The sequence below is a fragment of the Bacillus cereus group sp. MYBKT111-2 genome (assembly GCF_051915205.1).
In the GTDB taxonomy this organism is placed as follows: Bacteria; Bacillota; Bacilli; order Bacillales; family Bacillaceae_G; genus Bacillus_A; species Bacillus_A paranthracis.
In genome coordinates this window covers 18,441-41,862 of sequence record NZ_JBQAEG010000004.1, presented here as the reverse complement: position 1 = coordinate 41,862, position 23,422 = coordinate 18,441, and the positions used below count along the sequence as shown (strand labels likewise).

The window sequence follows — 23,422 nt, the reverse complement described above, 5'->3', positions numbered from 1 at the left end:
TCGAATGAATGTACATATGTAGTATTATTTGCTTTTGGTGTGAATAGTAGTTAAAGATACGTTGAAATATTTTATACGGTAACAAAAGAGTAATTAAATAATAGAGGGAGCAACTTACATGGAAAATATATTAAAAGTATCTTCAAAATCAAGCCCCAATTCAGTCGCAGGTGCAATAGCAGGTGTACTAAGAACAAGTGGAAATGTAGAAATTCAAGCGATTGGAGCGGGTTCATTAAACCAAGCGATTAAAGCAATTGCAATCGCAAGAGGATTTGTTGCTCCAGGTGGTATTGACTTAGCCTTTGTTCCAGCATTTCAAGAGGTTACTATTAATGATCAAGAAAGAACGGCGATTAAATTGATTATAGGGCCTAGGAAGAAAAGGTCTTAAAAGAAAGTGTTGATATGAATCATTTGAAAAGGTTGATAGATAAAGTAATAAAAAGACCACTCTCATTTTGAAGTGGTCTTTTGTATTTTCGTATTTCATATTATGGATACACCCCACATACTGAATTCGTAGTGGTATTCAGTGCGCTCAATAATGATCCCGAATTCTAAATCATCCCCAGCTAATACAAAATCTGCATATCCAGTTAGAAATTTTGATATGGTTGATAACTCTTCTAAATTCTCAAATACTTCAGCAATGTTCAGTTTAACTGCTTCAAATTTACCACCCTTAGAGAAAAAAGTCTCCCTTGATCAACTGGAAATTTAATGGTTTTAGCTGTTTCTTTTAACAGTACTATTGATAGTCTTCTGTTTTCTTCATAATTAGTGCTACCAAAGTTTTTTATGTTTGAAGTTTGTGTTAGCGTGTTAAATAAGTCTTTACAAAATAAATCATTAGATTTTGGATCCATAAATGAGTCCATAGAAACTGTAACAATATTAGAAAGTTCGTCTACGAGTTCTTTTCTACTACCAGTTCTTTTTGCTTTCATTTTTAGAATTTCAATTCGGCTTTTATTCATATTACTCAAAAATTTTCACACCTTTACTCGCGTAGTGGATGAATAAAACCACTTACTTCGACAAAGTAATAATAACATATGGGAGTAATCTTGATGGGAATTAGAAAAGAAAATCTTGTTGAAATGACAGCTGAAATTGATTTAGAAATAAACGGAATATATATTGTTGAAAATGGTCAGGTTCAGCTAATAGAACCACCCAAAAGTGGGTTTGGTGAACAATCATTTGTATATCAAAGTGGAAAAGTAATTCGGATAGAAGAGCGGAAGAAAAGATTAATTTAATACTATTTTAGAAAAGATATAACGTGAAAAATAAAAAGTGCCACAAATGTTTGTACAGCAGACATTTGTGGCACTTTTATCTTTTTATATAGCATAAAATGAATGAAACTAAAACTGCTCATTCTTCTCCCAAGATTCTACAATATAATGCGCAATTGTCGGATTAAATCCTTTCCCAACTAAAAACATAATCGCAGCAACTTCTGTTAAAGCGTGTTTGTGTGATGTATGTTTTGCTTCATTTAAACCGTAATCTACCCAAGGTTTTACGAAATCTAGTACAGGTTTTTTTAAAGGTAAAAACTGTGTACCGACAACTTGTTGAATTTGTTGTTGCGTTGGTTCTGTAATTGGTCCAGGTGGTAAAATTTGTGGCTGTGTAATATCTAATGTTGGTCCAGGTGGTAAAATTTGTGGTTGTGTAATATCTAATGTTGGTGGTTTAGGTGGTGAGACACGTGCGTCGTAGTTTGGTTGATACATTTGTTGTTGTACTTGAGTTTGTTGTACTTGAGTTTGTTGTGGCTGAGTTGGGTATGGGTTTTGTTGAAACTGTTGTTCTTGAGTTTGTGCTGCTACATATGGATTTTGTTGAAATTGTTGTTCTTGAGTTTGCGGTGCTACATATGGATTTTGTTGAAATTGTTGCTCTTGAGTTTGTGGTACTGCATATGGATTTTGTTGAAATTGTTGCTCTTGAGTTTGTGGTACTGCATATGGATTTTGAGGATATTCGTAACTTGGACGTGTGTCATATGGATTTTGTTGAAATTGTTGTTCTTGAGTTTGTGGCGCTGCATATGGATTTTGTTGAAATTGTTGTTCTTGGGTTTGTGGCGCTGCATATGGATTTTGTTCATATTGTTGCTCTTGTTCTTCATATTGTTGCTCTTGTTCTTCATATTGTTCTGTATATCTTTGTTCTTGTTGCTGAGGGTAAAATGGTTGCCTTGGGTAAGGCGGTTGATTATTATAGAACATATTTATTCCTCCTTCATGATGATGCCTACCACCTAGTGTATGGGCGGACAAGAAAATATGTGATGAAAAAATGCGGGCGTGTTACAATAAGTAACTGGGTGAAGATAAAATGACAAAACAAGAAAAGATAGAAAAAACAATTACTTTTGTAAAACATATTTTAGAAAAAGATGCCAGTGGGCATGATTGGTATCATATTGAGCGTGTACATAAACTGGCGATTTCTTTATCCGAGCAAGAAGGAGGAAATCGTTTTATAATTGAAATGGCAGCATTACTTCACGATGTGGCAGATGAGAAGTTAAATGAAAGTGAAGAAGCAGGAATGAAAAAAGTTTCTGATTGGTTAGAAGAGTTACATGTTGAAGAAGAGGAAAGTAAGCATGTTCTTCATATTATCGCCAATATGTCTTATAAAGGTGGTCATGGCGGTAAAGTGGAGTCAATTGAAGGGAAGATTGTTCAAGATGCAGATCGCTTAGACGCTCTTGGTGCAATTGGAATAGCTCGCACATTTGCGTATGGCGGGGCGAAAGGGAGACTAATGTATGATCCAACTATTCCTCCTCGTGAAGTGATGACGAAAGATGAATATAGAAAAAATAATGACCCATCTTTAAATCATTTTTATGAAAAACTTTTAAAACTAAAAGACTTAATGAATACGAATGCAGCAAAACAAGAGGCTGAAGTTCGTCATCGTTATATGGAACAGTTTATTGAACAATTTATGAAAGAGTGGAATGCACAAATATGAAAATGTTAACTGTGGAAAACTTATCAAAATCATATGGAGAGAAACCGTTATTTGATGGATTATCATTTAGTATTGCAGAAGGACAACGTGCCGGAATTATTGGTGTAAATGGTACTGGTAAATCAACGTTGTTAAAAATTATTGCAGGGGCAGAAATTCCTGACACAGGTGATATGACTCATTCACGTGGGTATACAATTAGTTATTTATCACAGCAACCAGAGTTTGATGAACAATTAACAGTATTAGAACAAGTCTTCCATGGTGATACACCTTTAATTCGTCTTCTTCGTGATTATGAAAAGGCGCTATTACATATCGAAAAAGATCCAAGTAATGAGAAAGTGCAAGAGCAGTTATTTGCAGTGCAACAACGTATGGACGCAATGAGTGCGTGGGAAGCAAATGCGAATGCAAAATCGTTATTAACGAAACTAGGAATTACGGATTTCACAGCAACTGTTGGGAATTTATCAGGTGGGCAGAAAAAACGTATTGCGATGGCGCAGTGTTTTATTGAAACACCGGACCTATTAATTTTAGATGAGCCTACGAACCATCTTGACCATGAAACAGTTGAGTGGTTAGAGGAATATTTAGCAAGGTACACAGGTGCAGTATTACTTGTAACCCATGATCGTTATTTCTTAGATCGTGTGACGAATCGTATTTTCGAATTAGATAATGGAAAACTGTATAGTTATGAAGGGAATTACAGTACGTTTTTAGAAGCGAAAGCACTTCGTGAAGAACAAGAACTTGCGCAGGAATCAAAACGTCAAAACTTATATCGCCGCGAATTAGCATGGATTCGCCGTGGTGCAAAAGCTCGTTCGACTAAGCAAAAGGCACGTATTCAACGATTTGAAGAGTTAAAAGGTCAAGAAGGGCCAGCTGCAAAACAGTCAGTTGATATTGCGCTTAGCGGTAGTCGCCTTGGGAAAAAAGTACTTGAGTTAAAAGATGTAACGAAAAAATTTGGCGATAAAACAGTATTAAACAACTTCAATCATATCGTGAAACCAGGCGATCGTATCGGAATTATTGGAGCGAATGGAAGCGGGAAATCTTCGCTATTAAATATGCTTGCAGGTAAAATATCTCCTGATAGTGGTGAAATTGAAGTTGGGCAAACAGTAAAAATCGCTTACTATACGCAAGAAAATGAAGAGATGAATTTAAATCAACGTATGATTGAATACATTAAAGAAATCGCAGAAGTCATTCATACGACAGACGGAAAAGTAATTGGTGCGTCTCAAATGTTAGAACGTTTCTTATTCCCGCCGCATTCACATGGTACACCGCTTGGCAAATTATCTGGCGGTGAAAGAAGACGTTTATATTTATTACGTATATTAATGGGAGAACCGAACGTACTATTACTGGATGAGCCTACGAATGATCTAGATACACAAACATTAACTGTATTAGAAGATTATTTAGAAGATTTCCCCGGTGTCGTTTTAACTGTATCGCATGATCGTTACTTCTTAGATAAAGTAGTAGATGAATTATTCATCTTTACGGGAGAAGGAGAAGTGCGTGAATTTTTAGGTAGTTATACGGATTATTTAGAAATGGAAAAAACGAGAGAACTTATTGAGAAAGCGGAAGTGCAGAAAGAGAAAAAAGTAGTAGAAGAAGCACCGAAACAACAACGTAAGCGTAAACTCTCATATAACGAGCAGCGCGAATGGGAAACAATTGAAGATACAATTGCGGAACTTGAAGAAAAGCTAGAATCAATTGGAGAAGAGCTTGCGAATGTTGGTTCTGATTTTACGAAAGCGCAAGAATTATCAGAAGCGCAGCAAAAAACAGAAGAAGAGTTAGAAAAAACGATGGAAAGATGGAGCGAACTATCCGACATTGTTGAAGGATTAAAATAAAAACAAGCTGCATATATTGAAAAGTAAAGAGAAAAACTTTACACTATTGGTAGAACCTATTTTAGGAGGGAAAAAATGAGAACATCTAATCCAATGCTGAAAAAAGAGGCATTCCGTAAAGAGGGAGCAAGTGCTTCTGCGATGACTATTGGCGGAACAGTAGGCAAAACGTTTATTATGCTTATCTTGCTACTTGCAACGTCTGTCTATTCATACATACAGATGATAGAGGGTACGATGAAGATGCCAGTATTAATTGGCGCTTTAATCGTTGCGGCAATCATCGCATTTGCGTCTATGTTCTTCCCACGTATTTCACCTTTTGGTGCACCAATCTATGCAGCAGTAGAAGGGGTTGTGTTAGGTAGTATTTCAGCGGTTTATACAATGAAATTTGGCGATTCTATCGTTTTAAATGCTGTTTTACTAACAATCTCAATTCTATTTGCAATGTTAGTGTTATATGCAACACGTGTAGTAAAAGTAACGGATAAATTCCGTACAGGCGTGATGGCAGCAACACTTGGAATTATGGTTATGTACTTAGTCGTATTTCTACTAAACATGTTTGGTGTAACGGTTCCGTACATTCACCAAGGCGGTACGATCGGTATTATTATTAGTGCAGTTGTTATCGTAGTTGCTGCATTAAACTTATTACTAGATTTCGATTTAATCGAAAATGGTGTGCGTAGTCAAGCTCCGAAATATATGGAGTGGTACACTGCAATGGGACTAATGCTTACATTAGTTTGGTTATACTTAGAAATTCTTCGTTTCGTTTCTTACTTTACGAAAAATGACTAATAAAAAATCCTGCATGAAAAATGCAGGATTTTTTATTTTCAAAGATAAATTGATGATGTGGTATAATATGGATGTTGGTAACCTTAAATTGAAGGGGATGGAATATGATGAAAGAGAAGAAAGGGATTATGAAAAAATTATTTTCTAAAAGTTTTTTCATAGAACTAGATGATGCTTTAACGTATCCATCGGGAGAAGTTATTACTTCAGCTATTGAAAGTTATGCAGCTGAATGTAATGAACAACTTAAATTTGAGAGTAAAGTGAAACCGATAACTTTTTACTTAGAAGAAGTATTATATCGTGTGGAAATCAAGATGGCCCGCGGAGGATATTACATTTCATGCAGTGAAGTATAATTTTTTGAAACCTTACATGTTTAAAGTATGTAAGGTTTCTTTTTTGTTTTTATAAGATATAAAAATATATTTTTTATTATAAAGTATATTATTTTAAGCTTTTTACCCTTCACACATTTTTCTTTACAATGAAGAAAAATATGTGAGGTGGTATAACTTATGATGAATCGAGTTGTATTAATCGGTAGATTGACAAAGGAACCAGAATTATACTACACAAAGCAAGGCGTCGCATATGCACGAGCATGTGTTGCGGTGAATAGAGGATTTCGAAATAGTTTAGGTGAACAACAAGTAGATTTTATTAATTGTGTCGTATGGCGAAAATCGGCTGAGAATGTAACTGAATATTGTAAGAAGGGCTCACTTGTTGGGATTACAGGGCGTATTCAGACGAGTAATTACGATGATGAACAAGGCAAGAGAATATATAGAACTGAAGTTGTGATTGAGAGTATAACCTTTTTGGAGAGAAGGCGGGAGGGGGCATCGTAATAAGAGGGTCTAGTAACATAGCCCTCTATCACTTTTGATTAATACCTTCCCAAACAACATCTAATTGTTGATTGAGAATATTTTTCGCATTGATTTCATTTCCATGTAGTAGCGAATGCGACATTAGTGTATAAAAATAAGTGCTCATAACAGTAGAAGTGATAATATTTATATCCCATTGACTGTTTAATTTTCCTGCCTCTTTCGCTTCTGTAATAATTGAAGACAAACCTTCTTGTAGCTGTTGTATACTTTTTAATTCATTTTCTACTAAGTAGTTTGACTTTATAATCTCAAAGACGGCATGCTTCATTAAATCACCATGTCCAGTAAATCGATCCAGTAAATCGCCTAAAACAAGTTTGATTCTTTCTTTTGGATGTTCCACATTTTCGTAAGTTTTTAAACTTTCATTCCATAGCTCAATTTGAGAATCACCTAAAAATAATAATATGTTTTCCTTTTTCGGAAAGTAGTTGAAGAAAGTGCCCTTCGCTATCCCACATGCGGTAGTAATATCTTGAACCGTTACATTTTCGTACCCGCGTTCTTGAAAGAGCTGTACTGCTTTTAGGAATATAAGTTCCTTTAACTCTTTTTTTCTCGTTTCTCTAAGCATTTTATCTACTCCTAACAAAAACAATTATATCTGTTTAAGAGATAATCTCAAATAGAATCTTACGTCATAATTCTGTTTATAGTTTTCATTATAGTTACATGTTATAAATGAAAACTATATAGTTCATGTGTTTGCTTTTCAGAAACCCATTTTGGCATACGTTTCATTACTTCGTTTCTTACTATAGTTAAAGGTTTACTTTCTATTTGTGCCATTTTTCCAACTTTCCATGCAGTATTTGAGATTTTTTCAATTCTATCTCGTCGTTTTTGTTCGTATTCTAAAAATGCTTGACGATAATGAGCATTATTTTTAATGCATTCAGCCAGAATAATCGCATCTTCAATTGCTTGGCAAGCACCTTGGCCTAAATTCGGAGTAAGTGCATGGGCAGCATCCCCAATGAATACGATGCGTTTGTCAAAAAACTGTTTCATTGGAGTGATGTCTATAATATCACGATGAATCATATCAATGTCCGATGCGTTCTTTAAAATAGATGGGATTGGATTATGGTAAGTTTTGAAATGATTATATAAATCTGTTGTTGTGTAAGCTTTGTATTTTGGATCTCTAGCTTTCGCGTTTATGAGCGCATACCAGTATACTTCGTTGTTGGGAAGAGGGACGATACCAAATCTACCGTTCGTTCCCCAAGTTTCAATAAAGTCATTTGTTAAAGAAAGATTATTAGTAGGAGTTATGCCACGCCAACACGTATATCCTGCATAACGATAATTATCCCTTTGTGTTACTTGTTTTCGAACGACAGAATGAATACCATCGGCAGCAATCAGTATATTGCCAAATGCTTCACTACCATCTTGAAATACTATCTTTAAGGCGTTTGCTTCATTCTGTTCTATTTTTACGCATTCTTTTCCCCACTTGACAGTATCTTCTTTTAGTTCAGAAAGTAGTAATTGGTGTAAATCTTTTCTATGAATGGAGTACATTTTTGGATAGCAAGTTGGAATAATTAACTTGTTGAAAGTAGTACCTTTTTCGGATACAAGGTTAAAACCGTCACTTTCGTTGCCGAATTTTTTGATTTTCTTAGAAATGCCGTATAGTTCAAGTGCTTGCATTGCGTTTGGGGCAATGATAATACCTGCACCAGCAACAGTAGGTTCAGTATTTTTGTCATATACTTTTACATCTAATCCTATTTTTTGTAAGGAAATTGCTGCACATAGACCAGCAATGCCGCCACCAATAATTATGACATTGTTCATTTGTTATCACTCCACCTTTGAATGACTTTGTTCATAAAATGACCAAGGTCATTTTATGAGTTAAGGTTAATCCCTTTTTATGTAATTGTCAATTATACTTTTAACTATAGTTATGGAATGATTAGGTGAAAATAGAATGAATGAAACTTTCCAGCAATGTAGAAAGGTAAATAGTAAAATTAAGCATCCGAGTAGGAGTATAGCGTGATAACATGTTACAATACAGCTAAGAACATGCAATAAAGGAGAGTTATTTACGTGAAGATTAAAGCAATTGAACCGACGCCAAGTCCAAATACAATGAAAGTTATTTTGAATGAAGTATTACCATCAGGAGCACGTAATAATTATACAAATGAAAATAAAGAACAAGCACCAATGCAAGTGCAAGAAATTTTGAAAATTGAAGGCATTAAAGGTGTATATCATGTAGCCGACTTTTTAGCGGTGGAGCGAAATGCAAAGTATGACTGGAAAGTGTTATTACAACAAGTTCGTGCTGTTTTTGGCGAAGAAGTAGTGGAAGAAAGTGAAGAACAACAACTTGCTCATTTTGGGGAAGTGAAAGTGTTTGTTCAAATGTTCTTTACAATTCCAATGCAAGTAAAGTTAACAGATGGAACGACGGAAGAACGTGTTGGTTTACCTGACCGTTTTAAAGAATCAATTATGAAAGTGCAAATGTCTGCACCAAACGTTGTAAAAGAACGTAAATGGGTGGAACAAAGTACACGTTACGGTAATTTTGAAGAAATCGGGAAAGAAGTAGTAGAAGAGATTGTTGCTGCTTATCCGGAAGAACGTGTAAATGAAACGGTTAAAGAATTATTAAATCAGGCAGGTGCTGTTGAAGTAACGATTCAAAAGCGTGAGCCATATAAAGTAACAGAAGAGATGATGAAAGATGCTGACTGGAAAAAACGTTTTGCAGCTTTAGAACAAATGGATCCTACTGAAGAAGATATTCCAGTGTTGAAGATGGCGTTAGATGATGAAAAAGTTTCGATTCGCCGTTTAGCAACAGCATATTTAGGTATGGTAAAAGGTGATGAAGTATTACCGTTATTATATAAAGCCTTATTAGATCGCTCTGTAAGTGTTCGTCGTACAGCAGGTGATTGCTTATCAGACGTAGGTGACCCAGCAGCGATGTTCGTTATGATTAAATCTCTGAAAGATCCAAGTAAATTAGTACGATGGCGTGCAGCGATGTTCTTATTTGAACTAGGAGACGAAAGTGCGATTCCAGCATTAAAAGCAGCGCAAGATGATCCAGAGTTTGAAGTAGCAATGCAAGCACGTCTAGCGTTAGAGCGTATTGAAGGCGGAGAAGAAGCAAAAGGTTCTGTATGGAAACAAATGACGGAGTCTCGTAAAGGGGAATAATGTATGATTGTTTTCTATGATAGTTGGTGTCCGATGTGTACGGCGGTTGCAGAACGTACGAAAAAATTAGATAAAAAGGGTAAGGTGAAATTTTTTTCATTTCGAGATGAAGATGTAGTTGAGAAGTATGAACTTTCTCAAGAACTACAAAGTAAGATGGAACAAAGATTGTATATTTTAAAAAATAATAAGTGGTATGACGGCATTCGTAGCATATATGTATTAGCAAAGGCCGTTCCATCTTATTGGTTTGCCGTACCTTTTATAAAGCTATCTATCGTACTTGGTTTTGGAAGTAAAGTATACGATTATATCGCTAACAATAGAAAACTTGTCCCAGTTGGACATTGCCGCGAAGGGATTTGTGAAATCCCTACAAAAAAATGAAATCATCGTTATCTTTCTTTTGCACCTATTAATAGAGCGTGATATGATGAATTTGGAATGAAAGTTGAAGGAGAGATTACAAGATGTCAAATGCTTATGAAGAATACATGCGCCAAATGGTAATCCCAATGCGCCAAGAGTTAGTGCGTTCTGGGTTTGAAGAGTTAACTACAGAAGAAGCTGTAACAGAATTTATGGAAAACGTAACAGGTACAACTTTAGTAGTTGTAAACTCTGTTTGTGGTTGTGCAGCTGGTTTAGCACGTCCATCAGCAGGTCAAGCGGTTGTTCGTGCTGAAAAACAACCTGACCATCTTGTAACTGTATTCGCAGGTCAAGATAAAGATGCTACTGCAAAAATGCGTGAATACTTCGGAGAAATTCCTCCGTCTTCACCATCTATGGCATTGTTAAAAGGAAAAGAAGTTGTTCACTTCATTCACCGTCATGAAATTGAAGGTGCAACTATGGACGAAATTATTACGAACTTAGAACAAGCTTTCGAAAAGAATTGCTAAAGAAGGGGGAGAGTAAATCTCCCTCTTTTCTTTATATAGAGGTGAAAAAATGATAGTAACAACAGCAGGAAGAACGAATAAAGAAATGATAGATTATGCAAACAGGGTAGCAACAGAATTAAATGCTTCTTTCGTTAAACGTAATGACATACCAGTACATAAGCTGCATGAACAGTATGAACAAGATGTACTTGTCGTAGGGAAGAACCGATTAGCTATTTATCCAAAAGGTACGGAAGAATCGTTTTTCTTTCATCCGAACTCAGCGATGTTTCGTGTGAAAAGGTTAATGCGCGGAGAACACGATCCGTTTGTACAAGCCACGCAATTAGAGAGAGGAATGACAGTGTTAGATTGTACGCTCGGGATGGCATCAGATAGTATTGTAGCTAGTTATATTGTTGGTGAAAGCGGAAAAGTAACAGGACTTGAAGGCAATGAGTATATGGCTTATATTATGGAAAATGGTTTGAAAACATGGTCTTCATCCGTTTCTGAAATTGATGAAGCAATGCAACGAATTGATGTAAAGCAAACGGAGCATTACGCATTTTTAAAACAATGTGAAGATAATAGCTATGACGTTGTGTACCTTGATCCAATGTTTGAAGAAACTGTTATAGAATCAGATGGAATTAAAGGATTAAAACACTTCGCTTTGTATCATGATATTACTGACGAAACAATTGCAGAAGCGAGGCGTGTGGCGAGAAAGCGTGTCGTATTAAAAGATCATTTCCGTAGTTCTAGATTTGAAAAACACAATTTTCACGTATACAAAAGAAAAAGTGCTAAGTTTCACTTTGGTGTAATTGACCCTTGCTAATTGTTTGAAAAGATGTATAATAAGCAATAATTAATTAAATATACTGTCTGTGATGAAGAGAGTAGTCTTTTTTAGAAGGAAAGCGAGCTAGGGATGGTGTGAGCCTAGTGCGGAAGAAAAAGATGAAGCGCACTTCGGAGATGCTTCTTGAACGAATAGTAGAGTAAGCCGAGGCCCCTGTCCTCGTTATAAACGGGAAAGTGGTTCGTAATGAACAACAAGGGTGGTACCACGGGTTCAAACTCGTCTCTTTTTTAGAGACGAGTTTTTTGTATTTTAAAAATGAAGGAGGTTGTAGCATGGATTATAAAAAGCAGTTTGCAGAAAGTTTATCTAATATTTTTACGAATGAATTAACGCAACAGCAAATTTTAGATTTAATTGAAACACCGAAACAAGATGAATTCGGAGATGCAGCGTTCCCATGCTTTACACTTGCGAAGCAATATAAAAAAGCACCGGCTATTATTGCAAAGGAAGTTGCGGAGAAATTAAGCGATCCATTTTTTACGAAAGTAGAAGCCGTTGGTCCTTATGTAAATGTATTTTTTAATCGTAAAACGGTAAGTGATACAGTATTAAAGACGATTTTAGCGGAGAAAGAAGAGTACGGTCACAATCATTTTGGATATGAAAAAACGGTCGTTATCGATTATTCCTCTCCTAATATCGCAAAGCCATTTTCAATGGGGCATTTACGTTCTACAATGATTGGAAATTCATTGAAACATATCGCTGAAAAATGTGGGTATGAAGTTGTAGGAATTAATTATATTGGGGACTGGGGAACACAGTTTGGAAAGTTAATTACTGCTTATAAAAAATGGGGAAATGAAGCAGTAGTGAAAGAGGATCCAATACGTGAATTATTTAAGTTATATGTTCAATTTCATGAAGAGGTAAAAGACGACGAAGAATTAGAAGAAGATGGACGCGCTTGGTTTAAGAAATTAGAAGAAGGTGATGAAGAAGCAGTTGAGCTTTGGAATTGGTTCCGCCACGAATCCTTAAAAGAATTTTCTCGTATTTATGAACTTCTCGGTGTGGAATTTACTAATTTTCAAGGAGAAGCTTTTTATAATAATTTAATGGAAGACTTTATTGGGATTTTAGAGGAACATGATTTACTTGAAGAGTCAGAAGGCGCATTAGTCGTTAATTTAGAAGAAGAGGGAATGCCGCCTTGCTTAATTAGAAAATCAGATGGTGCGACGATTTATGCAACGCGTGACTTAACAGCAGCACTATATCGTCAAAACACATTTAGTTTTGATAAAGCGTTATATGTAGTTGGCCCGGAACAAAGTTTACACTTCAATCAATTTTTCACTGTATTAAAAAAGTTGGGCTACACTTGGGTTGACGGCATGGAACATGTACCGTTTGGGTTCATTTTAAAAGATGGTAAGAAAATGTCCACACGTAAAGGGAGAGTTATTTTACTCGAAGAAGTACTTGAGGAAGCAATCGAACTTGCAAAACAAAATATTGAAGAGAAAAATCCAAACTTAAAACAAAAAGAAGAAGTAGCAAAGCAAGTCGGTGTAGGTGCAGTTATCTTCCACGATTTAAAAAATGAGCGTATGCATAATATTGAATTCTCATTAGAAAATATGCTGAAATTTGAAGGGGAAACAGGCCCATATGTACAATACACACATGCACGTGCTTGCTCTATTTTAAGAAAAGAAAGCGTAGAATTTGAAACGTGTACGTTTGCATTAAAAGATGATCATAGCTGGAGCGTTGTAAAATTACTTAATAAATTCCCACAAGTAATTGAAATAGCCTTCAACAAAAATGAACCATCGGTTATTTCGAAATACGTATTAGATGTAGCGCAATCGTTTAATAAATATTACGGGAATGTGCGTATATTAGAAGAGAGTGAAGAGAAAGACAGTAGACTGGCATTAGTGTATGCTGTGACGGTTGTATTAAAAGAGGGATTACGTTTACTTGGGGTGGAGGCACCTGAGGAGATGTAGCATAGTAATAAACTGACAAACTGGGTTTAGTATATAAACCTGGTTTGTTTTTTATTTTGATATATAATTAATTTTCAAAATCAATTAAAATCTTTTTAGAGAGGAGGATTTATATTGATTCGAAATATGATTTTACAAATTCCTTGTCATAGAAGATCAGATAGAAGTTTTCTTAAACTACAAAAATACATACCTTTATGTGCGCGTTGTACAGGCATGCTTATCGGTATATTAATGTTTCCAATTTATTTTTATATAACACTTTCATTTCTTTTTGCAATTATACTATCATTTTCTGCTCAAATTCCGTTACTTATTGATGGATTTACCCAAAAGTGGAAATGGAGAAGTAGCACAAATTTACTAAGAGTAACTACTGGTGTATTAAGCGGTAATGGTATGGGGTTATTTATTTCATCAAGTGTTATTTGGATATTATCTTAAGGTATATAGTAACGGAGGTATTTACATAGATGTTCTGGATTTACTTAATTCTAATTTTTATTTCAGGTGGAAGTGGAATTGGTTTTATGATTCAAAATAAGTATACAGAAGCAATAATAGCTTTTACTATTTGTATACTATTGTTTGGGCTACTGTATTATTATCTTAAGAGAAACAAAAGAAAGAGAAAAGCAGATTGTGGCGATTTAGATTGTACGGATTGTTTTGATTGTGATTGTACTTGTTAAATTTTTTTTCCAAATAAAAAGCTAGTGTATTTTTAATAACACACTAGCTTTTTGCTTTGAAATTTTAAGAAAAGTGTAGGAATACGACTATTATATAGAGAACTTTAGTTTTGTATATAAAAGGAGGCGTTAGACGTTGGAAACGTATGATTGGAACAGTAAACTAACTTATTTAAAAAATACAAGAGATTTATATTACAATGACGATTATGTAAGCTTTTTAGTAAATACAGTTTGGAGAATCACTAAGCCAGTACATATCGTTGATTACGGTTGTGGATATGGTTATTTAGGCTTAATATTAATGCCATTACTTCCAAAAGGATCAAAGTATACAGGCATTGATAGCGGGGAAACATTAATAGCGGAAGCGAGAGAGTTGTTTCGTTTACTTCCGTATGAGTCAGAATTTCTTGAAAGAGATGCTACAGAGATTGAATTGAACGATAAATACGATATAGCAATTTGTCATGCGTTCTTGTTACATATGAGTTCACCAAAAACGATGTTACAAAAAATGATACATTCAGTCAAAAAGGGCGGAAAAATAATCTGTTTTGAACCACATTGGATTTCAAATATGTCTTCATACGTGTTAGATGGGGAGGAGCAATCGGAAATTATTCAGCTAGGTGTTTTGCAGAAATTATTTGAAAGTGATACGAAGAGAAACGGTAAAGATGGCAATATAGGCATGAAAATACCGATATATTTAAGTGAATTAGGTGTGAAAAATATTGAGTGTAGAGTAAGTGATAAAGTGAACTTTTTAGATTCTAATATGCACCATCATGGTAAAGCGAAGTTGTATCATTCATTAAAGGAAGAGGGGATTGCGGGGAATCCAGGTGATAAACAGCAATTTATAGGACGTTTAATAGACAGAGGATTAACATATGATGATGCGCTAGCTCAATATGAAGCTGAACTACGATTTTTTAAAGCATTTCATATACATTCTTCATTAGTGTACGCTCCGAATATGAAAATTACATTTGGTGAAATAGTATGTTAATAGGTAGTAATACGATGAAACATGTCGCTGAATGTCGATAAGTCGATATTCGACATATAATCGCTGATATATTTTAAGAATCGGTCGATATATTTTGAAAATCGCCGATAAAATGAAAGAATCGCTGATATATTTGAATTATCGCCGATATAATTTCATGTGCTGATTTCAGCTATATAAAAATAAGATCCACATGTTACGTTATTCCATATAATCAAACAAAATACAGAGAAAAACAATCATTTTTACTATATTTTGTTATAAATTCGAATAATATTAAATAATACTATCCATTATAGGAGATTTTAGTTGAATACCTACAATATGATGTGTAAAATCTAAGCAAGTAGCAGTATAAATAAATATTCGAGGTGAATACATGCTAGATTTTAAGCAGTTAGATGCTTGTTTGAAAGACAAGAGATTTATAGAGGGATTACAGGAAATAAATAATGAAATTTCATATATAAAAGAAAAGAATACTTTATCTTATGTAAAGAATTGGCTTGCTAATATTCCTTCACATAAGGAGTTTGATATATTAATTCGCCTTACTGATGAAGGGCTTATGCACCAATACAGTTCATTCCTCATTCGCTACGCTTATAAAAAATTCCCAAATATGAGAACGCTCTCTTTATATTGTGATGAGTTAATTGATGAGCGGAAAATTCTTGAAGCAGAACAGTTGCTAAAAGACGTTTTAGAAGAGAGCAATAAAGAAGAAATAGATGCCGATTTTTTAGCGAAAACATATTTTACGTTAGTAAGATGTCTTTTAGAAATGAAACGAAATGAAGAAGCGCTAATCTATATGCAAAAAGCAGAGGAGTACAGTGAACGTGCCGTGTTTGATAAATGGGGATACGTCTATATGCATACAGGTGAATGGGAGAAAGCAGAAGAACAATTTATAGCTGGTATGCAGCATAAAGATTGTGAAGAGTTATCTACCTATTTATTATCACAGTTATATGCGAATAAAGGAGAACAAAAACGTGCATTGCAGCTAATTGATGATGCAATTGTAAAGTTCCCACAAGTACCATATTTTCATTTTGAAAAGATAAAATATGTATTAGATTTAGGGAAGTACGAAGATATGTTATCAGTAATAGATAACATAAATAAACAGCTTCCTTATCATGCGTATAAAGCTTATTTCGTACATTTACGAGCAGAAGCACTGTACAAAATGAATAAACTTGTAGATTTACAACAGTTATTAAAAGAAGAAAAAAGTTTAAAAGGGTCTTTATATCATAATTTAGAAAAAAATCCAGATGGAAAAAAGGTTCACCTGCCGATCGTTCCCATTGTACAAAAGGATAATTATTGTGTGCCGACAAGTTTAGAAATGATGTTGCAGTTATGGGGAGAAAAACGTACACAAGATGAAATAGCAGAGTTTATTTTTGATATGACAGGATCGAAGTTTTCAGATACTGTTTCTTATTTAGAAGAATTAGGTTATGAATATCGTTATTTTAAAGGTAATGAAGAGAATTATAAGAGACTGATTGATGAAGGAATTCCTGTTTTATTAAGTATAGATATTGAGCATGCTTCACATGTACAAGTACTAGCTGGATATGATGATACATTGCAGGCCTTTTATGTTCAAGATCCGAACTTTATAGAGCCAGTTATTGTGGAATATAGTAAGTTACAAGAAAAATATCGTTATACAGGTTGTTTAGCGATTACGTTTGTTCCGAAAGAAAAGAAGGAAAAGCTATCATTTTTAAATGAAGAAGAAAATACTTATTTCAAATCAATTTTTTCTTTAACGGATCATTTAGATGAACAAGATAAAGAGGGGATTCATAAGTTAGTACAGTTTTTAAAAGAGACAAGTGATAATCCGAATACGTGGTTATATACGGTTAAGCATTTAGATGTTGAAGTAGATAAAGAATTTATTTTATATTGTATAGAAAATTTAATGGAGAAGTTTCCAAACTCGGACTTTGTTAAATTACATGGTGCGCAGTGCTTTATCCGCCTTGAAGAATTAGAAAAAGCCGAGCAAATGCTTGCGAGTGTTGAGAAGAAAAATAATCGTGCTTTATATCATTTCATAAACGGAAGATATGCTTTTGAGCAGGAGAGTTATATAGAAGCGATTTCAAGTTTTCGTTCCTCATTACAATTAGACGCAGATCAGCCGATTGCTTGGAGTTTCCTTGCGTTATCATATATGTATATCGATCAATCTGATAAGGCATTGCAGTTTTCTCAAGTTGCTTTAGAACGTAGTCCAGAAAGATTTACTTTAACGAATCACGGGTTAATATTAATAGATTTAGAAAGATATGAAGAAGCGTATGAAATCTTTAACGACCTGTTAAGAGAGTATAAAAATGAGGCACATGTATGGTATGAGCGAGCGAGATGTGCGCATCAATTAGGGAAATTACATTTAGCGATAAAAGGGCTTAAAGTAGCGATTCATTTGGATAGTAATGCACCTTACATTTATACGAAACTTTCGGAAATATACGAATCTGATTTGAAGGATGAGGAAAGTACGAAAGAAATTTTATTAAAAGGTATTGAGAATTGTGATGATAAGGCACCTCTATATGTAAAACTGGGTGACTATCATTTTCAAAATGATAGCCTGGAAGAAGCAGAATCGTTGTATACTCGTGCTTTAGAAGAAAATCATGATGATGTTTATTCTCACTTCGGACTTACGCAAGTTTATATGGCAAGAGAACAATATAAGGAAGCAAAAGAATATATTCTCGGTATTGAAAAACAAATTGAAAAGAGCCAAGATTTTCTTATGAATGCGGGAATGGTTTTATGGGATGCTGAAGTTGAACTTGGTGGAAGTGAAGAAGGGTTTAAAGTAGCATTGTCTAAGTTAGAGAGTGGTATAAAGCAGAGCGAATATAATGTAGCAAGCGCGTTAGATGAATATGTGAATCGAATTAAAGGAACGGTATTTGTGCAGCGAGGTATAGCATTCTTAAGAACGTTACGAAAAGAAAGAAATGAAGTAAGTGAATATGGTTGTTATACAGGTATTTTATATGAATCTATCGGACAGTATGGCCAAGCGATGAAAAGATATAAAAGGGCGATAGAACAAAAGGAAACGGCATTACCGTATTACCGAATTGGTGAAACACTTATGGCATTAGGACAATTGACGGAAGCAAAACAGGCATATGAAACATGTTTAGAGCTTGATGGGAATTTCGTCGGTGTACATTTACAGCTTGCGGAAATATATGAAAAAGAAGAAAATCGTTCTAAAGAACAAAGTCATATGGTTCAGGCGATGAAAGAAGAGCCGCTGCATATTAATATGGAATATTTGGCGCAGCTTTCAGTAGAAATGAATCTTCAGAAAGAGTTGCTGGCTGAACTAGAACAATTAGTGGACGAAGTACCTGAAATATGGCGATTAGATGCGATTGCATATGTGTATGGAGCGATGGATGAAATAGATAAAGAACAAGCACAGATTGAAGAGGCACTACGATTAGATAGTGAGCATACAGAAGTTTTATATCATTATGCAAAAGTATTATTGAAAAATAAAAATGCAAAAGCAATTGAAATTGCAATGAAGGTTATACAAAAAGATGTAAATAATGAACGTATATTTGATGTATATGTAAAAGCGATAGAACAACATAAGAAATGGTCTAACATACGAGATTTTCTTCACATATTAAAAGTAAAAAAGGCAGAAAGAAGTATGGCGTTTATGTATGCTGCATCTGCAGTTACAGAAAGATGGATTGAACGTCAACAAAATGAACAGCCGAAGAAATCCATATTTACGAGAGCTCTTTATCGTATGAAAAACCGTGCGAAAGAAATTTCGATTATTACTACAATCATTGATTTATATGAAATTTCGTTACAGTTAAATCCGAAAAATAGTATGGCAGCGCAGCGATTTGCGCTATTTTATGAGAATGTAGAGATGAATAGAGAAGCAATAGAGATTCTGCACACGTCACTAGAAAATAAATGGGATTATGAAGTAGCGAAGCAACTTGTAAATCTTTTCGTTGAGTGCGAGGAAGAAGGTATGTTAAGAGATGCTATGGAATTAACGAAGCAAATGGTTCGAGAGTTACCAGATGATTACGATACTCTTCTTCTTCAGGCACAAGTATTCTTTAAAGCAGGAGAAGAAAGAAAAGCAGAAAAGATTACCTTACAATTAACGGAGCAAACACCATTTGTAAGTAGAGCATTTCTTGCTTTAGGAGAAATATATCAAAGTCAAGAGAGGTTTGAAGAGGCAATTCATGTATTAGAAAATGCCTCTATCCATCATCCGAATGAAACAGCAATTCTTCTTTCTTTAGCATCTTCATATCATGGTGCTGGCCAAACGATAAAGGCAGAAAAACTAACAAATGAAGTAGTAATAATGGATGCGAGTGATTTGTTAGCAAGATATGATCGTGCTTGTTATTTAGCACAGTTAAACAGGAATGAAGAGGCGAAGGAAGAGCTTGAAATTGTACTTCGTGAGGATGAGTCGGGATTTTTCGCTGAACTTATCGAGGATGATGAAAATTTAGCAGCACTGCGAGAATTTGAAAAGTAATTGTATAAGAATAGTGAAAAAAGGGCATAATTAAATATATATTTTGAATTAGTTGACAATTGGTTACCAAATGGCATAAAATAGCTTTTAACAAAGTATACAAATCTGAAGACGAGAAAGAGTAAAATAGTGTACTGTTCCCCAGAGAGCCGGTATGTTGCTGAAAGCCGGTGTGCAGACGTTATTTGAAAATCATCTCCGAGGAGCCGAGGCTGAAAATGAGTAAGCTCGGACGGATGTCTACCGTTACAAAGAACACGTATGATAGTACGTTGCTAAGTGCTATTAGTGAAGAGCTAATAGAATTAGGGTGGTATCGCGGGTAAACCCGTCCCTATTTTATAGGGACGGGTTTTTTGTGTGCTTTAAAACATTCAAAAGGAGTGATTGTAGATGAAGAAAGTAGATGTAAAAGAGTCAGCTGTAGGGAGAGAAACACGTATTCGTAAACAGTGGAACGAGCAGAGCATTTTCGAACAATCAATTCAGAATCGAGAAGGCGCACAATCTTTTGTGTTTTATGAAGGACCACCAACGGCGAACGGACTACCGCATGTAGGTCATGCACTTGGACGAACAATTAAAGATGTAGTAGCAAGATATAAAACGATGGCTGGTTATAAAGTATTAAGAAAAGCGGGATGGGATACGCACGGCTTACCTGTAGAATTAGGTGTTGAGAAGCAACTCGGTATTTCTGGTAAACATGAAATCGAAGAGTATGGAATTGAACCATTTATTAAGAAGTGTAAAGAGAGTGTATTCACATATGAGAAACAGTGGCGTGAATTCACTGAAAGTATCGGTTATTGGGTAGATATGGATGATCCATACGTTACGTTAGAGAATCCATATATCGAAAGTGTATGGCATATTTTAGGGACGATTCATGAAAAAGGATTATTGTATAAAGGGCATAGAGTTTCACCATATTGCCCAAGTTGTCAAACTTCACTAAGTTCACATGAGGTTGCGCAAGGGTATAAAACAGTAAAAGATTTAAGTGCAACAGTTAAGTTTAAAGTGAAAGATAGTGACAATGAATACTTCCTAGGTTGGACGACAACACCTTGGACACTTCCAGCAAATGTTGCACTCGCTGTACATCCAAATATGGAATACGTGAAAGCGAAACAAGAAGGTCATGTATACATTGTTGCGAAAGAACGTGTACGAGATGTATTAAAAGAAAACTATGAAGTATTATCTGTTCATAAAGGAGAAGAATTATTAAATACTTCTTATACAGCACCGTTTCCGATGAAAGAAGTTACAAATGGGTACCGCGTTATCGGAGCAGATTTTGTAACGGCAGATAGTGGTACAGGACTCGTTCATATTGCTCCAGCATATGGAGAGGACGATTATAGAGTCGTTCAAAGTGAAGGGTTGTCATTCTTACATGTTGTAGATGAGAAAGGTGAATATACAGAAGCAGTACCATTTTTGAAAGGTAAATTTGTAAAAGATTGTGACGTAGATATCGTTCGTTATTTAGCGAAGGAGGGTTTACTTTATCATAAAGAAAAGTATGAGCATAGTTACCCACATTGTTGGCGCTGTGATTCACCACTTCTTTATTATGCAGGTGAAAGTTGGTTAATCCGAACGACTGCAATTAAAGATACATTTTTACAAAACAACGATACTGTTACTTGGTATCCAGATCATATGAAACATGGAAGATTTGGTAAGTTTTTAGAAAACATGGTGGACTGGAATATTAGCCGAAATAGATATTGGGGAACACCATTAAACGTATGGGAATGTGAAAGTTGCGATCATCAATTCGCACCGAAAAGCATTGCTGATTTAAGAAAGCATAGTACGAAAGAAACACCTGAAGATTTAGAATTGCACAAGCCGTATGTAGATGAAGTGCAAGTTTGCTGCGAAAAATGCGGAAGTGCGATGAATCGTACACCAGAAGTAATTGATGTTTGGTTTGATAGTGGCTCGATGCCATTTGCGCAATATCATTATCCGTTTGAAAATAAAGAGTTATTTGAAGAACAATTTCCAGCAGATGTAATTGCAGAAGGAATTGATCAAACACGCGGCTGGTTTTATAGTTTATTAGCTGTATCAGCACTATATACAGGAAAAGTACCGTATAAACGAGTGTTATCACTAGGGCATGTTCTAGACGAAGAAGGACAGAAAATGTCTAAAAGTAAAGGGAATGCACTAGATCCAGTTGATTTAGTAGAGAAGTTTGGTGCAGATGCTTTAAGATGGGCACTTCTCGTTGACAGTGCTCCGTGGAATGCGAAGCGTTTTTCTGAAAGAACAGTATTAGAAGCAAAATCTAAATTTGTAGATACATTAGTCAATGTGTATAGCTTCTACGTTTTATATGCAAATTTAGATGAGTATAATCCGAACGAAACGTATGACGTAAAGCGGACGAAATTGGATGAATGGGTATTATCAAGATTGCATAGTACAACGAAAAAAGTGAGAACTGCACTTGATGATTATCAATTTACGAATGCAGCTCGTGAAATCGCGACGCTTGTAGATGAAGTAAGTAATTGGTACGTAAGACGATCACGTAATCGTTTCTGGGAATCTGGTATGAATGCTGAAAAAGCAGCTGCGTATGAGACACTTCACGAAGTGCTTGTGACAATTAGTAAATTAATCGCACCGTTTACACCGTTTGTCGCTGAAGATATTCATTTGAATTTAACTGGAAGTAGCGTTCATTTAGAGGATTATCCAGTTGTAAATGAATCACTACTTCAGCCGAAATTAGAAGCGGAAATGGATGCAGTTTTACAAGTTGTTGAACTTGGAAGAAGTAATCGTAATCAACATTCTTTAAAAGTAAAACAGCCGTTAGCGGAACTTGTATTACTTGAGCATAATGAAAATGATATGGATTGGGAATCTTATCGTGATATCGTTATGGATGAGTTAAATGTAAAAGCGTTCCATGTTGAACTCGATGAAATGAAATACACGTCCTATCAATTAAAGCTGAACTTTAAAACGGCTGGGCCGAAGTTCGGTAAAAATGTGAATGCAGTAAATGGCTGGCTAAAACAATTATCACAAGACGAGGTACAAAACTTTGTTTCTACAGAAAGAGCAGTTTACGAAGTAGCATCAGGAGAAGAAATAGTTGTAACGACTGAAGATGTATTAGTAGAGAAAGTTGCGAAATCTGGATTCTCTAATACAACTAACGGACAATATACAGTAATGTTAGATACGAATGTAACGGAAGAATTGCTACAAGAAGGGGTAGCACGTGAATTCATTCGCGCCGTTCAAGAATATCGTAAGCAGTTGAATTTACCTGTTAATTTACGGGTAGATGTAATTCTTGATACAGAGGAAGAACTACAGCAAACGTTAACGAGTCATAAAGAGTTGTTGGAAGAAAACTTACTCGTTAAACAATTTACATTTGGTCACTTAACGAATGAAGATGATGAACTATCTTTAGGTGAGACGAAAGTTCGTATTAAATTAAGCGCGACTAAGTAAAGAAAAGGAAGTTGGAATCATTCCAACTTCCTTTTTTGTATGATAGATATTTATCCGGCTAATTTTTTCATAATCGATTCGATAGGACCTCAAGAAAATTTCTTTCTAAAGTATTGTTTGCGC

General features: G+C 35.1%; 20 protein-coding genes, 1 pseudogene and 2 other annotated features. Of the genes and pseudogenes, 17 read left to right on the top strand and 4 right to left on the bottom strand.

The genetic code is table 11. The annotated features are described in order from the left end of the window. The first annotated feature begins 118 nt into the window (after positions 1 to 118). Positions 119 to 394: a stage V sporulation protein SpoVS gene (gene spoVS / locus ACTFNE_RS12460; protein WP_000427804.1), complete on the top strand. Its 276-nt coding sequence runs from the start codon at positions 119 to 121 to the stop codon at positions 392 to 394. Between the two features lie 95 nt (positions 395 to 489). On the opposite strand, the pseudogene ACTFNE_RS12455 reads toward spoVS, so the two are convergent. Then, positions 490 to 989 (bottom strand): annotated as a pseudogene (locus ACTFNE_RS12455) (YxiF family protein). A gap of 84 nt (positions 990 to 1,073) precedes the next feature. Here ACTFNE_RS12455 and ACTFNE_RS12450 point away from each other — a divergent pair. Next, on the top strand, positions 1,074 to 1,265 hold the full coding sequence (locus tag ACTFNE_RS12450; RefSeq protein WP_046197549.1) for a DUF3954 domain-containing protein: 192 nt from the start codon (positions 1,074 to 1,076) through the stop codon (positions 1,263 to 1,265). Positions 1,266 to 1,373: 108 nt separating this feature from the next. On the opposite strand, the gene ACTFNE_RS12445 is transcribed toward ACTFNE_RS12450, so the two are convergent. Then, entirely contained in the window at positions 1,374 to 2,246 is an 873-nt protein-coding gene (locus ACTFNE_RS12445; protein ID WP_270705227.1) for a hypothetical protein, read from the bottom strand. Between the two features lie 109 nt (positions 2,247 to 2,355). Here ACTFNE_RS12445 and ACTFNE_RS12440 point away from each other — a divergent pair, with 109 nt between their 5' ends. The 5 genes from ACTFNE_RS12440 (at position 2,356) to ACTFNE_RS12420 (ending at position 6,556) form a co-directional block, all read left to right on the top strand. Further along, the gene (locus ACTFNE_RS12440) at positions 2,356 to 3,003 is read left to right on the top strand and encodes an HD domain-containing protein (RefSeq protein WP_000165940.1); all 648 of its coding nucleotides are present in this window, start codon (positions 2,356 to 2,358) and stop codon (positions 3,001 to 3,003) included. Further along, positions 3,000 to 4,895 (top strand): ABC-F family ATP-binding cassette domain-containing protein, encoded by a 1,896-nt coding sequence (locus tag ACTFNE_RS12435; protein WP_000783207.1) that lies wholly within the window; start codon positions 3,000 to 3,002, stop codon positions 4,893 to 4,895. Before ACTFNE_RS12440 ends, ACTFNE_RS12435 begins: the two co-directional genes overlap by 4 nt. Before the next feature lie 75 nt (positions 4,896 to 4,970). Next, positions 4,971 to 5,702 (top strand): Bax inhibitor-1/YccA family protein, encoded by a 732-nt coding sequence (locus ACTFNE_RS12430; RefSeq protein ID WP_001260642.1) that lies wholly within the window; start codon positions 4,971 to 4,973, stop codon positions 5,700 to 5,702. 104 nt (positions 5,703 to 5,806) lie between these two features. Continuing rightward, positions 5,807 to 6,061, top strand: a complete 255-nt coding sequence (locus ACTFNE_RS12425; protein WP_000975125.1) for a DUF4318 domain-containing protein — start codon at positions 5,807 to 5,809, stop codon at positions 6,059 to 6,061. Between the two features lie 159 nt (positions 6,062 to 6,220). After that, a complete protein-coding gene (locus ACTFNE_RS12420) occupies positions 6,221 to 6,556 on the top strand; it encodes a single-stranded DNA-binding protein (RefSeq protein ID WP_000982010.1) in 336 nt (111 codons plus the stop codon). A gap of 28 nt (positions 6,557 to 6,584) precedes the next feature. Here ACTFNE_RS12420 and ACTFNE_RS12415 read toward each other — a convergent pair whose 3' ends face one another. Both ACTFNE_RS12415 and ACTFNE_RS12410 read right to left on the bottom strand, forming a co-directional pair. Continuing rightward, complete coding sequence (locus tag ACTFNE_RS12415) at positions 6,585 to 7,175, bottom strand: TetR/AcrR family transcriptional regulator (protein WP_000943174.1); 591 nt, start codon at positions 7,173 to 7,175, stop codon at positions 6,585 to 6,587. Between the two features lie 101 nt (positions 7,176 to 7,276). Beyond that, positions 7,277 to 8,410 (bottom strand): FAD-dependent oxidoreductase, encoded by a 1,134-nt coding sequence (locus ACTFNE_RS12410; protein ID WP_046197547.1) that lies wholly within the window; start codon positions 8,408 to 8,410, stop codon positions 7,277 to 7,279. Positions 8,411 to 8,668: 258 nt separating this feature from the next. On the opposite strand from ACTFNE_RS12410, the gene ACTFNE_RS12405 reads away from it, so the two are divergent. From ACTFNE_RS12405 to ileS, 10 genes are all read left to right on the top strand, one after another. Continuing rightward, positions 8,669 to 9,796 (top strand): conserved virulence factor C family protein, encoded by a 1,128-nt coding sequence (locus tag ACTFNE_RS12405; RefSeq protein ID WP_000692572.1) that lies wholly within the window; start codon positions 8,669 to 8,671, stop codon positions 9,794 to 9,796. 3 nt (positions 9,797 to 9,799) lie between these two features. After that, on the top strand, positions 9,800 to 10,183 hold the full coding sequence (locus ACTFNE_RS12400) for a thiol-disulfide oxidoreductase DCC family protein (RefSeq protein ID WP_046197546.1): 384 nt from the start codon (positions 9,800 to 9,802) through the stop codon (positions 10,181 to 10,183). An 83-nt stretch (positions 10,184 to 10,266) separates the two neighbouring features. Then, on the top strand, positions 10,267 to 10,701 hold the full coding sequence (locus ACTFNE_RS12395; protein ID WP_000063713.1) for a BrxA/BrxB family bacilliredoxin: 435 nt from the start codon (positions 10,267 to 10,269) through the stop codon (positions 10,699 to 10,701). Positions 10,702 to 10,750: 49 nt separating this feature from the next. Continuing rightward, on the top strand, positions 10,751 to 11,527 hold the full coding sequence (locus ACTFNE_RS12390) for a class I SAM-dependent methyltransferase (protein WP_046197545.1): 777 nt from the start codon (positions 10,751 to 10,753) through the stop codon (positions 11,525 to 11,527). A gap of 40 nt (positions 11,528 to 11,567) precedes the next feature. Next, positions 11,568 to 11,781, top strand: a binding site (T-box leader). Between the two features lie 45 nt (positions 11,782 to 11,826). Next, complete coding sequence (argS, locus tag ACTFNE_RS12385; protein WP_046197544.1) at positions 11,827 to 13,515, top strand: arginine--tRNA ligase; 1,689 nt, start codon at positions 11,827 to 11,829, stop codon at positions 13,513 to 13,515. A gap of 114 nt (positions 13,516 to 13,629) precedes the next feature. After that, positions 13,630 to 13,959, top strand: a complete 330-nt coding sequence (locus ACTFNE_RS12380; RefSeq protein ID WP_000620803.1) for a DUF2085 domain-containing protein — start codon at positions 13,630 to 13,632, stop codon at positions 13,957 to 13,959. 29 nt (positions 13,960 to 13,988) lie between these two features. Continuing rightward, positions 13,989 to 14,207 carry a hypothetical protein gene (locus ACTFNE_RS12375; RefSeq protein ID WP_000498599.1) on the top strand — a complete coding sequence of 73 codons (219 nt, stop codon included), beginning with the start codon at positions 13,989 to 13,991 and terminating at the stop codon, positions 14,205 to 14,207. Positions 14,208 to 14,343: 136 nt separating this feature from the next. Beyond that, positions 14,344 to 15,222: a class I SAM-dependent methyltransferase gene (locus ACTFNE_RS12370; RefSeq protein WP_046197543.1), complete on the top strand. Its 879-nt coding sequence runs from the start codon at positions 14,344 to 14,346 to the stop codon at positions 15,220 to 15,222. Positions 15,223 to 15,601: 379 nt separating this feature from the next. Next, positions 15,602 to 19,804, top strand: a complete 4,203-nt coding sequence (locus tag ACTFNE_RS12365) for a bacteriocin-processing peptidase family protein (RefSeq protein ID WP_046197542.1) — start codon at positions 15,602 to 15,604, stop codon at positions 19,802 to 19,804. Positions 19,805 to 19,903: 99 nt separating this feature from the next. Then, positions 19,904 to 20,143 (top strand) — a binding site (T-box leader). Between the two features lie 54 nt (positions 20,144 to 20,197). After that, complete coding sequence (ileS, locus tag ACTFNE_RS12360) at positions 20,198 to 23,299, top strand: isoleucine--tRNA ligase (protein WP_270705226.1); 3,102 nt, start codon at positions 20,198 to 20,200, stop codon at positions 23,297 to 23,299. Positions 23,300 to 23,422 lie beyond the last annotated feature (123 nt).

What these genes read in the sequence shown, in the direction of transcription:
- ACTFNE_RS12395 (WP_000063713.1), top strand. Translation starts at nt 10,267, where the DNA reads ATGTCAAATGCTTATGAAGAATACATGCGCCAAATGGTAATCCCAATG.
- ACTFNE_RS12430 (WP_001260642.1), top strand. Translation starts at nt 4,971, where the DNA reads ATGAGAACATCTAATCCAATGCTGAAAAAAGAGGCATTCCGTAAAGAG.
- ACTFNE_RS12425 (WP_000975125.1), top strand. Translation starts at nt 5,807, where the DNA reads ATGATGAAAGAGAAGAAAGGGATTATGAAAAAATTATTTTCTAAAAGT.
- ACTFNE_RS12415 (WP_000943174.1), bottom strand. Translation starts at nt 7,175, where the DNA reads ATGCTTAGAGAAACGAGAAAAAAAGAGTTAAAGGAACTTATATTCCTA.
- argS (WP_046197544.1), top strand. Translation starts at nt 11,827, where the DNA reads ATGGATTATAAAAAGCAGTTTGCAGAAAGTTTATCTAATATTTTTACG.
- ACTFNE_RS12400 (WP_046197546.1), top strand. Translation starts at nt 9,800, where the DNA reads ATGATTGTTTTCTATGATAGTTGGTGTCCGATGTGTACGGCGGTTGCA.
- ACTFNE_RS12375 (WP_000498599.1), top strand. Translation starts at nt 13,989, where the DNA reads ATGTTCTGGATTTACTTAATTCTAATTTTTATTTCAGGTGGAAGTGGA.
- ACTFNE_RS12390 (WP_046197545.1), top strand. Translation starts at nt 10,751, where the DNA reads ATGATAGTAACAACAGCAGGAAGAACGAATAAAGAAATGATAGATTAT.
- ACTFNE_RS12450 (WP_046197549.1), top strand. Translation starts at nt 1,074, where the DNA reads ATGGGAATTAGAAAAGAAAATCTTGTTGAAATGACAGCTGAAATTGAT.
- ileS (WP_270705226.1), top strand. Translation starts at nt 20,198, where the DNA reads ATGAAGAAAGTAGATGTAAAAGAGTCAGCTGTAGGGAGAGAAACACGT.
- ACTFNE_RS12435 (WP_000783207.1), top strand. Translation starts at nt 3,000, where the DNA reads ATGAAAATGTTAACTGTGGAAAACTTATCAAAATCATATGGAGAGAAA.
- ACTFNE_RS12365 (WP_046197542.1), top strand. Translation starts at nt 15,602, where the DNA reads ATGCTAGATTTTAAGCAGTTAGATGCTTGTTTGAAAGACAAGAGATTT.
- ACTFNE_RS12420 (WP_000982010.1), top strand. Translation starts at nt 6,221, where the DNA reads ATGATGAATCGAGTTGTATTAATCGGTAGATTGACAAAGGAACCAGAA.
- ACTFNE_RS12440 (WP_000165940.1), top strand. Translation starts at nt 2,356, where the DNA reads ATGACAAAACAAGAAAAGATAGAAAAAACAATTACTTTTGTAAAACAT.
- ACTFNE_RS12410 (WP_046197547.1), bottom strand. Translation starts at nt 8,410, where the DNA reads ATGAACAATGTCATAATTATTGGTGGCGGCATTGCTGGTCTATGTGCA.
- spoVS (WP_000427804.1), top strand. Translation starts at nt 119, where the DNA reads ATGGAAAATATATTAAAAGTATCTTCAAAATCAAGCCCCAATTCAGTC.
- ACTFNE_RS12445 (WP_270705227.1), bottom strand. Translation starts at nt 2,246, where the DNA reads ATGTTCTATAATAATCAACCGCCTTACCCAAGGCAACCATTTTACCCT.